General features: G+C 46.9%; 13 protein-coding genes. 6 read left to right on the top strand and 7 right to left on the bottom strand.

The features are described from left to right. Nucleotides 1-97: 97 nt before the first annotated feature. Nucleotides 98-706: an FMN-binding negative transcriptional regulator gene (locus GC102_RS01845; RefSeq protein ID WP_171687975.1), complete on the top strand. Its 609-nt coding sequence runs from the start codon at nucleotides 98-100 to the stop codon at nucleotides 704-706. Between the two features lie 974 nt (nucleotides 707-1,680). Here the strand turns inward: GC102_RS01845 and GC102_RS01840 are convergent. The 5 genes from GC102_RS01840 to GC102_RS40265 form a co-directional block, all read right to left on the bottom strand. Continuing rightward, a complete protein-coding gene (locus GC102_RS01840) occupies nucleotides 1,681-3,495 on the bottom strand; it encodes an ABC transporter ATP-binding protein (protein ID WP_171687974.1) in 1,815 nt (604 codons plus the stop codon). 133 nt (nucleotides 3,496-3,628) lie between these two features. Further along, nucleotides 3,629-4,561 (bottom strand): NAD-dependent epimerase/dehydratase family protein, encoded by a 933-nt coding sequence (locus GC102_RS01835; protein WP_171687973.1) that lies wholly within the window; start codon nucleotides 4,559-4,561, stop codon nucleotides 3,629-3,631. A 79-nt stretch (nucleotides 4,562-4,640) separates the two neighbouring features. Continuing rightward, complete coding sequence (locus tag GC102_RS01830) at nucleotides 4,641-5,510, bottom strand: MerR family transcriptional regulator (protein WP_171687972.1); 870 nt, start codon at nucleotides 5,508-5,510, stop codon at nucleotides 4,641-4,643. Between the two features lie 7 nt (nucleotides 5,511-5,517). Next, nucleotides 5,518-5,913 carry a VOC family protein gene (locus GC102_RS01825; protein ID WP_171687971.1) on the bottom strand — a complete coding sequence of 132 codons (396 nt, stop codon included), beginning with the start codon at nucleotides 5,911-5,913 and terminating at the stop codon, nucleotides 5,518-5,520. 57 nt (nucleotides 5,914-5,970) lie between these two features. After that, a complete protein-coding gene (locus GC102_RS40265) occupies nucleotides 5,971-7,017 on the bottom strand; it encodes a GGDEF domain-containing protein (protein ID WP_171687970.1) in 1,047 nt (348 codons plus the stop codon). A 154-nt stretch (nucleotides 7,018-7,171) separates the two neighbouring features. Between GC102_RS40265 and GC102_RS01815 the strand changes: the two genes are divergently transcribed. The 5 genes from GC102_RS01815 (at nucleotide 7,172) to GC102_RS01795 (ending at nucleotide 11,817) form a co-directional block, all read left to right on the top strand. Then, entirely contained in the window at nucleotides 7,172-9,328 is a 2,157-nt protein-coding gene (locus GC102_RS01815) for an RCC1 domain-containing protein (RefSeq protein ID WP_171687969.1), read from the top strand. A 93-nt stretch (nucleotides 9,329-9,421) separates the two neighbouring features. Next, nucleotides 9,422-10,585, top strand: coding sequence for an iron-containing alcohol dehydrogenase (locus tag GC102_RS01810; protein ID WP_171687968.1), 1,164 nt, complete (start codon nucleotides 9,422-9,424; stop codon nucleotides 10,583-10,585). Nucleotides 10,586-10,720: 135 nt separating this feature from the next. Continuing rightward, nucleotides 10,721-11,104: a VOC family protein gene (locus tag GC102_RS01805; protein ID WP_171687967.1), complete on the top strand. Its 384-nt coding sequence runs from the start codon at nucleotides 10,721-10,723 to the stop codon at nucleotides 11,102-11,104. 49 nt (nucleotides 11,105-11,153) lie between these two features. Continuing rightward, nucleotides 11,154-11,465, top strand: a complete 312-nt coding sequence (locus tag GC102_RS01800) for a type II toxin-antitoxin system Phd/YefM family antitoxin (RefSeq protein ID WP_171687966.1) — start codon at nucleotides 11,154-11,156, stop codon at nucleotides 11,463-11,465. Between the two features lie 28 nt (nucleotides 11,466-11,493). Next, nucleotides 11,494-11,817 (top strand): hypothetical protein, encoded by a 324-nt coding sequence (locus GC102_RS01795; RefSeq protein WP_171687965.1) that lies wholly within the window; start codon nucleotides 11,494-11,496, stop codon nucleotides 11,815-11,817. Between the two features lie 13 nt (nucleotides 11,818-11,830). Here GC102_RS01795 and GC102_RS01790 read toward each other — a convergent pair whose 3' ends face one another. Both GC102_RS01790 and GC102_RS01785 read right to left on the bottom strand, forming a co-directional pair. Then, the gene (locus tag GC102_RS01790; protein WP_171687964.1) at nucleotides 11,831-12,205 is read right to left on the bottom strand and encodes a VOC family protein; all 375 of its coding nucleotides are present in this window, start codon (nucleotides 12,203-12,205) and stop codon (nucleotides 11,831-11,833) included. Between the two features lie 391 nt (nucleotides 12,206-12,596). Beyond that, a complete protein-coding gene (locus tag GC102_RS01785; protein ID WP_171687963.1) occupies nucleotides 12,597-14,945 on the bottom strand; it encodes an ATP-dependent DNA helicase in 2,349 nt (782 codons plus the stop codon). Between the last annotated feature and the right edge of the window lie 78 nt (nucleotides 14,946-15,023).

The raw sequence follows: 15,023 nt of genomic DNA, 5'->3' as shown, positions 1-15,023 counted from the left end.
CAACAGGATTGCTCCAATACATTTATGTTAAATTGGCACTTCTTCTATTCCAACAAAATGGCTATAATTTATGAAAACTAATTAGGAAGGTGAATAGATGTACATTCCATCACACTTCGAAATAAATGATGACCTATTTACTTACGATATTATTGAACAAAACGGCTTTGCGACACTGATTTCTCAGCATCAAGGCAGTCCATTCGCAACACACCTACCCTTATCATTGGATAAGAATAGAGAATACTTATTTGGACATTTTGCACGCCCTAATCCGCAATGGAAGGATATCGAAAAGCAGGAGGTCTTAGCGATTTTTCATGGTCCGCATTGCTATATCTCTCCCTCTTGGTATGAGACATCTACTACAGTACCCACTTGGAATTATGTAGCAGTTCATGTATATGGCCAGGTTGAGCTTATAGACGATGCACAAGAAGTGATGAACTCGTTAACTGATTTAGTTTTGAAATATGAAGAACCGGGCAGTTCCTATCAATTAGACCAAGTAGATGCTAGTTACATTGCAGGTTTGAGTAAAGGTATTCAAGGATTTAGAATCAAAATTACTCGCATCGAAGGTAAGGCAAAATTGAGTCAAAACCATCCAGCAGAACGACAAGAGCTTGTTATTCAGCGGTTAGAAAATAAGACTGGGGAAGATGAACGTAAGATTGCCTCTCTTATGAGGGAAAATCTATCTTAGAGCTTGAACCTTCTCTCCTTTTATCGTGAACAGATGAATAAATCAGGACTCCTTATTCTCAGTGTATTGGTGTTGTATAAAGTACAACAATTGCTGCCCATATCCCACCTCTCTCGCTTCAATGTTGTAAAATCTACAACAATCGGAACCCCATACAGGCGCTTTCGCCTCAAATGGGTCAGAAATGTTGTACAAACTGCAACAACAGCTTGCAAAATAGCCATTGAGGGTGGGAATTGTTGCAGAAAATACAATACTAGCTACATCCATACTCACAGGCCTGTTGATAAACTAAAAAAGGCCGCTCATTCGGTAAAGTGTTTGTACCCCTACAAACATCCGAAACGAGACGACCTCATTGAAATATTCTTCAAGTAATTCTACCAAAAGAAGAGTTGCTTCTCCCCATCGAACAGACTGGCAATGTTGACTCTGAGCATAATTTTACGATCAGGGAAATTTCACTATTCATCCAAGTGCTAAGTTATCTTATAACGTATTCGATCGGTTATATCGTATGAATTCAGCCATTCAACAGGCTTCATTTCACACACCAATCAGCAGGTTCAATCGGGCAAATTAGTGAGATGTTGTATCCCATACAACAATCGGCGGGTAAAATCAGACAAATTGGATTAATGTTGTATTTCGTGCAACAAATCTATTGATTTCACTCAGGAAACCGTGTTTCCAGCACAAATTGTTGTACGAAATGCAACATGTTGGGTTGCTTTGGTTCAAAAGCAGATATATTGTTGTACATTATGCAACTCGGGCCTATCGTGAAACTTCAGAAGGCCAACAACATGTCGTGATACTGCACCTCAGCAACCCCAACAACTTCGATCATAGGCTCCCAGTGGCAAAAATCACACATATGCGCTTGTTCCCATCACTCCAAGCATAAAAAAAGCGTTTCAAAACCCAAAGTTCAGGGTTTGAAACGCTTTTCGCTTACTACCGGTCATCCTATTTTAGGAATGAACCTCGGTAGATGCCACTGATGCCAACTGCGAGTGATCCGCAGACGTCTGCTCTTGCAGCTGCAGCTGCTGCGTAGCAAACTCGCGGTACATCTCATGCGTCTCCAGCAATTGTTGGTGTGTACCACTGCCCGTCACGACGCCTTTGTCCAGAAAGATAATTTGGTCGGCATCTACCACCGTAGATAAGCGATGCGCAATCACCAGCGTGGTGCGTCCTTGCATCAAATTCTGCAGCGCTTGCTGTACAACGACCTCTGATTTACTGTCCAGACTCGATGTCGCTTCATCCAGCATCAGAATCTTCGGATCCCGCAGCAAGGCTCGCGCAATGGCGATCCGCTGCCGCTGTCCACCCGACAGCTTGATGCCGCGTTCACCGACCTCGGTCTCATACTTCTGCGGCAACTCCTCGATAAAGTCATCGGCATACGCCATCTGTGAAGCACGCTTCAGCTCCTCCATCGTCACTTCGTGCTGCAGGCCATAACAAATATTGTCCCGAATCGTGCCTGCAATGAGCGGACTCTCCTGCGAAACATAGCCAATCTGACTCCTCCAAGAGATGAGCGAGAATTGATCAATTCGATCGGCCCCCAGCGTGACTGATCCCTTTTGCGGCGCATAAAATCTTTCCAAAAGAGAGAACATCGTCGTCTTGCCGCTGCCGCTCGGTCCTACAATTGCCGTAACCTTGCCCGCTTCCATGGTGAAGCTGACATTTTTCAGAACAGAGTCCCCTTCTTTGTAGCTGAAAGATACCTGATCGAAGTGAATCGACTGCGAGGCATTCGTGACAGGTACTCCGGCATGCGGATTCTCTTCTTCGTAATCGAGTACCTTCAGGATCGTATCGGTCGCCCCCATCGCCTTCTGTACCTGATTGAAAAACTGCGTAATTTGCGTAATCGGCGCAACAATTTGGAACAAATACAGCATGAATGCAACGAGCTGACCAGCTGAAATAGCTCCAGAGGCAACCTGCATGCCGCCATACCCGAAAAGCACAACAAACAGCATTAGCATGACAAAGGTGACAAGCGGCGCCATTAATGCTTGAATCCGGCCCTCTTTAAGCCCGAATTTGAAAAGCCTTTGAATCCCAGCAGCACCTTCTTTATACTCAACAGGCTCGGCATTTGCTGCCTTCACTAAGCGCATTTCCGATAGTACTCGATTCAGGACGGAGGTGAAGCCAGCTGTCTCGGCTTGCATGCCCTTGGATATTTTAAACATTTGCCGCCCCAGCGGAAAAAGAATGACGAAGGCTATCGGGAATACACTGAACATAATGAGCGTCATTTTCCAATCCATAAACAGAAGCACCACAATAGATCCAATGATTGAGATGATCCCCGTGACGAAACCCGCCATATGCTCAGCAATGAGTCCCTTAATGACTGCCGTATCGTTCGTCATCCGAGAGATGGTATCCCCCGTCTGGTGGTTATCATAGTATCTAACCGGAAGCACGAGCAGCTTCTTCCACAAACGATCCCGAATGCCTGCCACAACGCGCTGTCCCGCAAAGTTCAGTAAGTACACCGAAATCCCGGAAGCTACAGCTGATGCAACAAAAGCGATGGCCATCCCGCTAATCTGTGCCCAATTCAGGGAACTAACAGAGAAGCTATCAACGACATTCTTCGTAAACAGCGGGATCACCAATCCCACCAATGTTGAAATAATGCTTAACCCTAATGCTATGCTTAATACGAGCTTAGGCGGGTTAGCTTGTGCGAGCAAACGAGCGAACCCTCGCCAGTTGCTCTTAACCTTAGGCTCTTCTTTCCTTGTAGCTTCCATTTATCTCTACTCCTTTACCGATTGGATGTTCATCCGTCTCTCTGGTATGATCCCTTACCTAGGTATCATACACTTCTATTTTAAACGGAATATAAACAAGATCCCATCGGCCCTCAGGCGGAGAAGCAGCCTCCTATTTCTTTGCCCTCTCGCGATAGTACGCGACTGTCTCAGTAAGCGCTGTACGCAGCGGCGTAGGTCCCGCTTCTTCGCCAAAACGCTGTACAAACTTCCTGCTATCCACGATAAAAGGCTGCTCAAATTGATACAGCATCTCGATAACCTCCTTGGCCGCCGGTATGAATAGACCGCCCAGACGGAGCATCCCACGACCCATCGTACCAATGCGCGGAGAGTGCCCTGCAACCTCGTAGGCTAGTTCCGCGAATCGCCGAGCGCTTACGGTCTCTGCATTTGGGACGTGCCATACCTGACCGAAGGCATCTTCATGCTCACTCAGGGTCACGAGGGCTCGACCGAAGTCGTCTATATACGTAAATGTATGCAGCGCATCAGGATTCCCAAGCAGTGAAATCGACTTCCCAGCCGCCACCGGTGTGAAAAAACGCGAACCAACGTACGAATTTTCTACCTGAGGTCCAAAGAAATCTGCCCCTCTACCGATAGTTACTCTCACGGTCCCTTTTCGGTGTAAATCCAACAGCTCGCGAGCAACTTCAGCCCTTACCTTGCCTTTACGCGTGGAAGCCTCATACGCCAGCCCTTCATGGATCGACCCTATAACTTCGCCATACATATAGAGGTTATCCCCCATGATTAGATTCGTCTTATGATGGGCAGCTGCTTTCGTAATATTGCTCATCAGCTTCTGAAACAACCCATCCCACTTATGATAAGGAGGCTGCGCACATTGAAAAACGTTCTTTGCCCCTTTTAGCGCAGTTAGAGCACCACCTTCACTCATCAGATCTGCTTGCATCACCTCAACACCATCAGGCACATTTGCCCTGCCCGAGGAGTTAACCATTCTGACTTTCTTCCCTCTCCTCAAAAGCTCCTTCATGACGGCCCTGCCCAGCGGACCCGCTCCCAATATGACTTCCATGCTGCATCCTCCCAAATGGTTTTCGCCAGAATGACTGTCTGGCTGTTTCTTATGAAAACAACAATAAACCCTATAGCAGCTATAGGGTCAATACGCTTTTCACAGGAATTTGAAGATCAACAATAAAGTCATCTGTGTTCATCATATGGGTAAAATCAATCAAATACCGCTCCAGCACAGGACCGTTTTCTTCATAGCCGTTCAGGCTCATCCAATCCCTTAAACGCTGGAACAGCAATTTGCACGTATCTTCATTAGGAAAGCCAGCGTATACCGCGGATATGTAATCCCCGCCTGGCAGCCATCGGGTAAAGGCAGGTTCGTGCTTACTTGGCAGCAGCGGCACACAGATCTCAATATCGGAGTCGCCTCTGTCAAACGTCAGTAGATCTTCATGGTAGATGGTCAAAATGTGTCCATCCATCGTCAATCCGCTCTCTTTGATCCGGTCCATCAGCGCCATGAAGCGTATAACTGAAGCCTCCATCCCGCATTCGTCACGTTTGCGTTCGAAAGCGACGAAGCGATCCGGATATGTCTTCAGCTCTACCACGACTTGCGAATGCTCGAATTCTTTGCGCAGCTGCCGCTGGGCGTTCAAATGCCGCAGCCTTTGGTCAATCGTTCCGACAACCGTCTCTAACGTGCGGATCGTTTCTTCCGCTTCTGCCTTCTTCCCACGCATAAGCTCTGGGATACCGTCCATGCTTTTGCTTTTGAGAATCTGACCGATCTGCTCTAGCGTGAACTGCATACTCTGCAGGTCTTGAACAATTTTAATCGCAAGAATATCTTGACTGGAGTAGTATCGATAGCCATTCTGCCCATCCACACGGTGTGGCTTCACAAGCCCGATTTTGTCATAGAAATGGAGGGTTTGGATCGAGGTCTGGCATATTTTCGCCGTCTGCCCAACCGTATATCCCTGCCTACTTGGCATAGTTTTCATAAGATAATTACGATTCAGTTGCTATCTGCCAGATCACACCGAAAGGATCTTCCAGACGACCGAACATCGTCCCCCAGAACATGCGTTCGAAAGGCATTTTCACAACGCCATCCTCGGATAGCGCATCAAATATACGGCGCGCTTCTTCTTCGCTCTTAAATTCCAGCGTCAAATCCAGACCTTGACCTCTATCCACCGTATCCTTACCTGAATCAGCCATAAAGAAGCGAAGGCCAAGGGCCTGCAGCTCTAGATGCATGATGCGATTTTTGATCGACTCATCCACATCGGGTATATCTGCGAACGTACGTAGGCTAACCATTTCCCCGCCCAGTGCCTTCACGTAAAAGTCAGCTTGTTTTCTTGCATTACTGCTGTAAATGTATGGAGTTAACGTTGCCATGCTGCTTCCCTCCTAATTAGTAATCGTTGGATACAGACCGATCATACCATCTCTTGCCTAGGGAAGTGAATATGATCCCCACACTAAGCGGTCTCTTCCTTGCTCTTTCGCTTCATACAAAAGCGCATCCGCTGCAGCTACGAGCTCTGTTGCCCTTTGCTCCTTGTCACGCACCGTTGCTCCAAAGCTCATGGTAATATAGAACTTATCCTCGTCAGTACCGAACTCAAGCTCGCGCAGCTTTTCTCTGAATTGATGCAGCAAATCACTGGCGAAATGCCGATCCTGTGTGTATAAAATGATGACAAATTCCTCGCCCCCATAGCGGAAGGCACTGCCATGCTCACTAGGAATGCTCGATTCAAACAATGTTCCGAGCGACCGTAGAACCGCATCCCCTGCCTGGTGACCATACTGATCATTAATGCTTTTGAAATAATCAATATCTGCCATCACAAGGGTAAAATGCTGCTGCTTTGCAATCGTTTCCTTGATCTCCTCTTGGAAGCTGCGGTGATTATAGAGCCCGGTTAGGTAGTCTTTTTTAGCTAAATTCTCGAAAATGCCCCTCTCTACAAAATGCTTTCGCTCCCGCGCCACGATGATGCCGCCAATCACACCGATCATGACCAAAAAAGCAAAATTGAAAAAATGCCGCGGCAGATCTTCTATCATAAAACCGCCATCGACCGTGATTACAACACCGATATAACCAAGAATCACCATGAGAGTTGCCACCATGGCCCCAACGAGACTCCAGTATAATGACGCATGCAAAATAACCAGATAAGCAATTGGATATACAGGACTCTGTGTACCTCCGGTTAGCGAAATAATCGCTACAAAGGCCACGTAATCTAACAGCACTCCCGTCCTCGTTGTGTAGCGGTAGAAGGCAGAGTCAATGGGACTGCGATGTATGGCAAATTCCGTTAATCCCATATAAATAACAGCAAAAACAAATAGACTCATAAAAATGATCAGATCTAATGTCGTTTGATGATAATACTTCATAAATAGAATGGTTGACGTCGGTACAAAAAACCACCGTACACAACAATAGGCAATTTCCAAAATGCGGTCAGATCTTCTAGTCACATGCACGGTGCAATCACTTCCTTGATATGGCATTGTACACATTTGAAATTCTATGGAAATAATAGGAAGTCCTGCCTCGTTCAATTTATATAAAACTTTTCTTGCTGAGCGTCGTCTAATACATTGCATGAATATCCATTTATTGGAAAGGTTGTGCTTCATGTTTATTCGACTTCGATCGGTCATTCAGCGGCATACGAAAAAAATCACCGCTATAGTCATCCTTCTCCTCCTGGTAACTTTATTTATCTGGCATTATCCCATTAGGAGAGTAGTCAACGAACCCCTAGTGACAGTGCCTGCTTCCCAAGAACCCTTGATTATACCATCCATCTCGCCTGTGAAAAAAGCTGATTTTGAGATTCTTTCGTGCCCAGCAGACTTTGACATCTACCCTTCTACGATCCAGAATTCGGGATTTACAGCTGCAAAAATGCCAATTCCCAAGCCCTTCACGAACGTCCGCCATGTATCAACCGGTCATCTGCTTGATCAAGCAGGTTATGGCATGGAATTTGGCACCTCCTACGCACTTATGGAGGATGGCAGTGTGTATCGATGGGGAAACCTGAGCTTCGAGGCAGGCATACACCCTTCTGGGTTTCCGCAAAAGGTGGCAGGAGCTCCGACATCGATTAAACAACAGGATGGACGCTTCGCTCTAACGCATCAAGGTGAGGTGTGGGATCTCGGTATCGGCGAAACACCAAAGCGTGTTCAAGAGTTGAAAGGTGCAATCGGCATCGCGCAAGCTTTTGATTCATCGGTGCTCGGTTGGTATCCGAATGGCGTTGTTCGCCTGTACGAAACTTATGGAAGCGACGGAAAACCTCTCACAAAGAAGTGGGAGCTGCAAGGTGAACTAACTGCAATGTATGCCACCCCCTATATAGCCTTAGCCCTACGCAAAGATGGAACCCTCGTCCATATACAGGATAACTCGTTTCAAAACTCGACTAGTTCGTTCCAAAATATTATGCTTCCCAATGGAGAAATGCCCACAAAGATCGAGACGACAATGTCTTACTCGACCAAAGCGTATATCCAGTCTGACCGACAAAAATGGTACATGATCAATCAGGATAATCAACTCGTTGACGCAACGGCACCTGACAGTACGATCCAGCTTACTGCGACGCAGTATTACACCGTTGCACTTCAGAAAGATGGATCTGTGTTGGCATGGGGTGATCTGCAAAACCTGCTGGGTCCCGATTATCAATCCGTCACGCCAGAGAAAGCAATTCGCCTAGACGGTCTGTCGAACGTGGCTAAACTTGCAGTCGGTTCCGATCATGTCCTAGCTCTAACCACCGACCGTCAGCTGTTATCCTTGGGTTCCAACATGTATGGCCAATTGGGACGTACATCGGTTTATACCGCAGTCCCAATTGCGATAGGACAGTGGCCCGGTCTTGATGCGCTATATCCTTCCTACGAATCCTATATCGCAATTAAAGACGGAGATGCTTGGTTATGGAAGACGGATGATACACCAAAGCCTCTACTACTAGGACAAAAAGTTAGCAAAGCTCTGAACAGCCATACGCTGCTAACATCAAACGGTCACTTGCTTCTTCTTGATCCATACGGTAGCAAAACATGCAGCATGCTGCAAACCCCCGAACCTATTGTTGATGTTAGCCACACTTGGAGTGGTTTCCTCATGGTTTTGCGGGATGGGCGGACCCTTTACGTCCAAGGCATAGAAGGGAATTCAGGACCGTTGAAGGTTTCTGATTTCATCTTGAATCCACGACCGAAGGGCGTCGTAACCCGCGTGTTTGGATCGCCTTCCGCATTTGCCTTGACGGATCAAGGTGAACTCTATTTCGCCCCCAAGATGGTCAAAGGAGCGTTCAGCTCTGATATGGTCCCAGCTCAAGCGGGGACGTCGTTCAGTCAGTTTTCTCCTATGGACTATGTGTTTAACGAAGGCTCCCGGTTCATCGCCTTAGCCTTAGATGAACAAAACAAGGTGCATGAGCTTACCCTCAAACAGACAGAAGGAAGTTCTGAGTCTAATATATTTACGGTTGAGATAAAGAAAACGGATCATCAGGCGCAGCAATTAACAGGTGGGGCCTACATTGATTCGCAAGGCATTATTCATGATACGAACATATTTGCCGATAACCATGTTTCTTTACCAGGTTCATCGAAACTTGTTACTACCTCATCTTATTATCATTTCCCGATTGAAGGAAGAGCTTACTTTTTTCATCATTTTGTTACGCAGGATGGAACCATTTACTGGCTGGGAGATCGGCCTTTCGTCCGCCAGGAGACCAGGGCTGGGGCTGTCGTCATTCCTTAGCGGAGGCCAAATTTTGTTTTTCACTGTTTCTTCTATACAATGAAAGGGTAAGAACATACTACCTACAGATAGACTCAATGAGGAGGTAATCCGATGAATAATTTTACATTCCACAATCCAACCACACTGCATTTCGGTCAGGGACAACTGGAGAAATTAACAGCTGAGGTACCTAAATATGGCAAGAACGTACTGCTCGTCTATGGCGGCGGGAGCATTAAGCAGAATGGCATTTATACGAACGTCGTTCATATTCTGAAAGGCTTGGATGTAAATATCTTCGAACTGAGCGGTGTAGAGCCTAACCCGAGACTAACAACTGTTCATCGGGGTGTAGAAATGTGCCGCAACCAGAACATTGACCTCATTCTAGCTGTCGGCGGTGGCAGCGTTATCGACTGCGCCAAAGCTATAGCTGTAGGAGCGAAGTACGAGGGTGACTTCTGGGATATCGTTACACGGAAGGCTTCTGCAACGGGGGCTCTGCCCTTGGGAACTGTCCTCACAATCGCAGCAACGGGCTCAGAAATGAACTCCGGTTCTGTCATTACGAACTGGGAGACGAAAGAGAAGCTCGGTTGGGGCAGTCCGTTCTCATTCCCTAAATTTTCGATTCTAGATCCTGCTCACACGACTTCCTTGCCAGAAAATCAGACCGTATATGGCATGGTTGATATCATGTCTCACGTGTTTGAACAGTACTTCCATCATACGACTAACACACCGTTGCAGGATGGCTTCTGTGAAACAATCCTTCGCACAGTGATAGATACGGCTCCGCGCTTGCTGCGAGATCTTGATGATCTGGAAGAGCGTGCAACCATTCTATATAGCGGTACAATGGCGCTTAACGGTGTCCTGAGCATGGGTGTTCGCGGCGATTGGGCAACCCATAATCTCGAGCATGCTGTTTCAGCCGTTCACGATATTCCGCACGGAGGCGGCCTTGCAATCCTCTTCCCGAACTGGATGACCTACACACTCGATGCCAACGTGGCGCGGTTCAAACAGTTCGCACAGAACGTCTTTGACATTGATGCGATAGACAAATCGGATCGCCAAGTTGCGGAGGAAGGCATCGCCGCTCTTCGTGAATTCTTCGCCTCCATTGGCGCGCCAAGTCGACTGTCCGATTACGACATCGACGACTCGACAATTGAGCTCATGGCCGATAAAGCCATGGTTTACGGGGACTTTGGCAACTTTAAGAAGCTGACTCGCGAAGATGTTGTGAGCATTTATCGGATGTCATTATGAAAAAAGAGTGAGCTGACATTATTGTCAGTTCACTCTTTTTTTCTTTCTGGGGAAAAAGCTGCAAATCATTTACAGACAGGATTTCATATGAAATACTTAAAGGGAAATTATCCCTTTTATGGAGGTTGTGTTGATATGAGCGAGGTTCGTATGTCAAGTCCGATTAAGAATCGAATTAGCAACGTCTTTATTCCCGTTCGGAATATTGAGAATGCGCGGGATTGGTACTGTAAGTTACTTGGTGTAGCTCCTGACGGGGATATCCTTTTCGGACACCTCTACGCTCTTCCCATGGATGGAACATCCCTTGCGCTTGATCAAATGCCCCTGTGGGGCGGCAACGAGCCTGGTGGCCCTCCGACCTATCAAACACCTGCTTTTATGTTTCAAACTGAGGATATTCAAGCCTCTTATGAATTCATGAAAAATAACGAAGTGGAGCTTGTTACGGAGATCCAAAATGAGCAATGGTTCGCTTTTCGTGATCCTGACGGCAACCTGCTTATGGTTTGTAAATAGCACATAATAACTACTGAATACTTAAAGCGACGTGGATCATACTATATCCATGAAAAAACTTACTTTTAGAGCCGATCAATTGGTCAGTTCCACCACGGCTTCCAAAAAATTTGGTGAACTGCGTAGGAAAGCGAAGGATCTACCCCAATTCATAACAGAGAATGGTGTCGTCGATACGGTATTGGTTGGGTACCCTTACTTCGAGCAAATGTTTGAACGACTGACTCAGCTAGAACAACAAGAGGAAGAGCGAATTCTGAATGAACGAATAGATCGAATCACGCAAGACCCAGCCTCTATTATGAATTGGAATGAAATCCGCAAAGAACCACACGAAGGAGCGATAGGCTATTCGTTTTGATGCAGGAGCAGCTCAGGAGTATTGGCAGTTGGATATTTCCGTATTAAATGAAGTCAATCAAGCAATCGATGAATTGAGTTATCGAGCGAATGAGGTTGGTGAAGAACTTAGCCATTATTCCGATCCTAAATTCGTAGGTTGTAAAGAGATTACCCTACAAGAGGCTGACATCCGAATTGTTTTTAGGATAACAAACGATATCGTAGAAATTCTGCGTGTGGTCCCCATTTCTCAAATAATGGAAGCAGCTGAGGCCCCTAATGATAAGGCATTAGACCATTTTCTAGGCAACCATCGTAATGAGTTCATTTTAGCTATACAAAAATGGAAACAAGAATATGAACTGCAATAAAGGCACCTGTTTTTTAAAGCCATTCAAGAAACTCAATACGATTGCCGAATGGATCATTCAAATAGAATCGTTTTACTCCCTCGTCGTCTCTTGCATCATCTGGAATGGTTTGTATGTTGTGTTTCGCCAAATATGTCTGCAACTCGTCTAATTGGCTTACCTGAAATGCTGGATGAGCTTTTGTAGCCGGAACAAAATCCTTTTGAACCCCGATGTGAACCTGATGAATACCGCATTGAAACCAAACACCGCCGCGTTTTCTTAAGTTTTCAGGTTTCGGGATTTCTGTCCAGCCTAGTAATGTGGCGAAAAAATTTCTCGCCTCATCTTCACAGCCTTCAGGAGCCGCTAATTGAATATGGTCAATCCCATCAAATGAAAAGTTCATACATAACCCCTCCAAACACATAAGTTTCAATTGAAGTTTCATGCAATGAAATATAGTTTCATTTTATCAATAACTTCCTACAAATTCCACTATTTATTTATGATTAATGTGTTGGGGAGCTATTACATGCTAACTATCTCATTTCATTGGAAATATCCAATAGATTTTCTGTTCAAGCAGTGGAAATCGTACTTCCATTGGATTTATCCAATAGAACGCGTTATTCTTAAGCCTGAATCAGAAAAGCACTGTAAATACTCCAATGGAATCCATTGATTCTCACAATTGCAGAGATTACTTCCTGTTGCAACGAAAGGCGAAGATCCCTCTAGGGTTCTTCGCCTTTTTTCGGTGCCTCACTTTAAAGCTACAGAGCTAAGCATGACAAATACTAATAACGCTGTGCCTGCAGCACTGTGTAGTCGCGCCACTCTTCTGGCAGTAGACGTTGATACAGCGGCTGTAAGTAGCGGTCGTCGATTAACAGTAGAACACCGCGATCCGTTTCGGAGCGGATCAAGCGCCCACCCGCCTGCTGCACTTTGTTCATGCCTGGGAACACATAGGCATACTCGTAGCCGTTTTTGCCGGTACTGTCGATGTAAGCCTTGATCAGATTTCGCTCCGGTCCAAGCTGCGGCAACCCGACACCGACGACGGCCACGCCTGTTAGTCGGTCTCCTACCAAATCAATGCCCTCCGAGAAGATACCGCCCATCACAGCAAAGCCTACAAGCGTCTTCTCCGTTCCCGCTTGAAACTCCGCCAGAAAGTGCTCCCGCTCCTCCTCCGACATCTTCGTATGCTGTACGAGAACTCGGAGCTGACTTCTCGGCACCTCTTCTGGATGCAGGTCCTCTTGTTCACCCACGAGGTCAGTAAAAGCCTCATATACGCTGCTCATATAAGCATACGAAGGGAAAAACACCAAATAATTACCCGAACGCTTCGCCATCAGCTCATACAGCGAGCGGGCAATCGGCTCGCGACTGCGCTCGCGGTCCTGGTAGCGTGTTGATAGAGGCTGAACGAAGACATCCAGCTGCTCTTTGGAAAAAGGGGACGGCACCGTCACGGAATAGTCGTCCTCCCCTGCCCCAAGCGTGTCCATGAAGTAGGACAGCGGCGAAAGGGTCGCTGAGAAAAACACATGCGACCGATAACCCTTGCCCATCTGCCGAAGCAAGTGGGAAGGATCAAGGCAGAACAGCTTCACGCTGACCTCGTTCCGTTCACATGCCATGAACGTCACATACCGTTCATCGTACAGCTTCGCAATGCGCCCAAAATTTTGTGCGCCGAAGTAAGCCTCCAGCAGCAGCGGTGTTGTAGACGGTGTGGCGCCTGCCCCAGCCAGCTCTTTTTCCGCTGCCGCAATAAACACGTCCAGCAGCCCGATCAATGGCTCCGGCAGCTCCGGCTCCACCTGCATCTGGCGATCCCCGATCTGCTTACGCATCGCAATAAAGTACTGATTAATGGCCTTGGCCGCATCATGCAGCTCGGCTCGAACGCCCTTGAACTCACGCTGAAGCGCAAGGAAATCTGATTTATTTAAAACGCTGGAATACATCTCGCGCGCACGGTCCACTAAATTATGAGCCTCATCTACAAGCAGCGAGGTTTGCCGCTTCTGTTCCTCAAACAGCCTTTTCAAATTCACACGAGGGTCGAAAATATAATTATAATCGCAAATGACAGCATCAGCTGCATAGGCAACATCGAGTGAAAACTCAAAAGGACACACCCGATGCTTTCGCGCATACGACTCAATGACTGTGCGGGTCATGATAGTCTCATGTCTCAGCAGATCGAGCACGGCTTCATTAATCCGGTCATAATAACCGTCGGCGAACTCACAATGCTCTTTTGAGCAGCGTACTTCCTCCTGGAAACACACTTTCTCCTTCGCCGTGATCGTGACGACTTGCAGCCTAAGTCCACCAGCCTGCAGAAGCGAATAAGCTTCTTCCGCTGCGGTACGGGTAGTTGTTCTCGCCGTCAAATAGAAGATCCGCTGCAGGAGTCCCTCACCGATCGCTTTGACCGATGGAAATAGGGTCGACATCGTCTTACCGATGCCTGTTGGCGCCTTGGCGAACAGCTTGCGCCCTTCGTTTATCGTTTTGTACACCGCACCGGCCAGCTTACGCTGCCCTTCACGGTAATTCGGGAACGGGAAAGACAGCTCCTTGATGCTCTGATTCCTGCGCTGTTCATGCTCATTTCTCGCCTCTGCATAAGGATAATACCGCTCCACTACGTCAAGCATGAACTGCTCAAGCTCGTCCGATGACATTTCAATAACAAATCGTCGAGTCTCTTCCGTATCAACCTGCATATAGGTGAGTTGAATTCGCATACGGCTTAGCCCTCGATCTTTGGACACCATATAGGCATAGCATTTCGCTTGTGCCCAATGAACCGGATAGGAATCTTCCTCGATTTGCCCAATATCGGATGAAGTTGATTTGATTTCGTCCACGGTAACCACGCCATCCGCATCCATCAGAAGCCCGTCACAGCGCCCATCAATGACAAATAAAAGATCCTCATAGGAGATCTCAGCCGAAACATAAACCTCGTGCTGGTCCGACTCGCCGTATTGCTTCTGTAGTTTTTGATGCGCCTTGGTCCCTTCCGTCAGCGCACGGCTCGTCCTAAAACCTGACTCAATACTGCCGCTGCGATATACATATTCCACCAGGGAGCGCACGGAAATGTTGACGTTAGGGGTCATCTCTACTTTTCTCCGTCCTAGAACATTTGTTCTTCATTGTAGCATGCACCAGTACTAAATAGCTACCTCTCTCACTAT

The organism is Paenibacillus germinis (assembly GCF_013141785.1).
Lineage (GTDB): Bacteria > Bacillota > Bacilli > Paenibacillales > NBRC-103111 > Paenibacillus_E > Paenibacillus_E phytorum.
The sequence above is the reverse complement of the archived record's forward strand: the minus strand, read 5'-3'. Positions and strand labels throughout refer to the sequence as shown.

What these genes read in the sequence shown, in the direction of transcription:
- GC102_RS01845 (WP_171687975.1), top strand. Translation starts at nt 98, where the DNA reads ATGTACATTCCATCACACTTCGAAATAAATGATGACCTATTTACTTAC.
- GC102_RS01840 (WP_171687974.1), bottom strand. Translation starts at nt 3,495, where the DNA reads ATGGAAGCTACAAGGAAAGAAGAGCCTAAGGTTAAGAGCAACTGGCGA.
- GC102_RS01835 (WP_171687973.1), bottom strand. Translation starts at nt 4,561, where the DNA reads ATGGAAGTCATATTGGGAGCGGGTCCGCTGGGCAGGGCCGTCATGAAG.
- GC102_RS01830 (WP_171687972.1), bottom strand. Translation starts at nt 5,510, where the DNA reads ATGAAAACTATGCCAAGTAGGCAGGGATATACGGTTGGGCAGACGGCG.
- GC102_RS01825 (WP_171687971.1), bottom strand. Translation starts at nt 5,913, where the DNA reads ATGGCAACGTTAACTCCATACATTTACAGCAGTAATGCAAGAAAACAA.
- GC102_RS01815 (WP_171687969.1), top strand. Translation starts at nt 7,172, where the DNA reads ATGTTTATTCGACTTCGATCGGTCATTCAGCGGCATACGAAAAAAATC.
- GC102_RS01810 (WP_171687968.1), top strand. Translation starts at nt 9,422, where the DNA reads ATGAATAATTTTACATTCCACAATCCAACCACACTGCATTTCGGTCAG.
- GC102_RS01805 (WP_171687967.1), top strand. Translation starts at nt 10,721, where the DNA reads ATGAGCGAGGTTCGTATGTCAAGTCCGATTAAGAATCGAATTAGCAAC.
- GC102_RS01800 (WP_171687966.1), top strand. Translation starts at nt 11,154, where the DNA reads ATGAAAAAACTTACTTTTAGAGCCGATCAATTGGTCAGTTCCACCACG.
- GC102_RS01790 (WP_171687964.1), bottom strand. Translation starts at nt 12,205, where the DNA reads ATGAACTTTTCATTTGATGGGATTGACCATATTCAATTAGCGGCTCCT.
- GC102_RS01785 (WP_171687963.1), bottom strand. Translation starts at nt 14,945, where the DNA reads ATGACCCCTAACGTCAACATTTCCGTGCGCTCCCTGGTGGAATATGTA.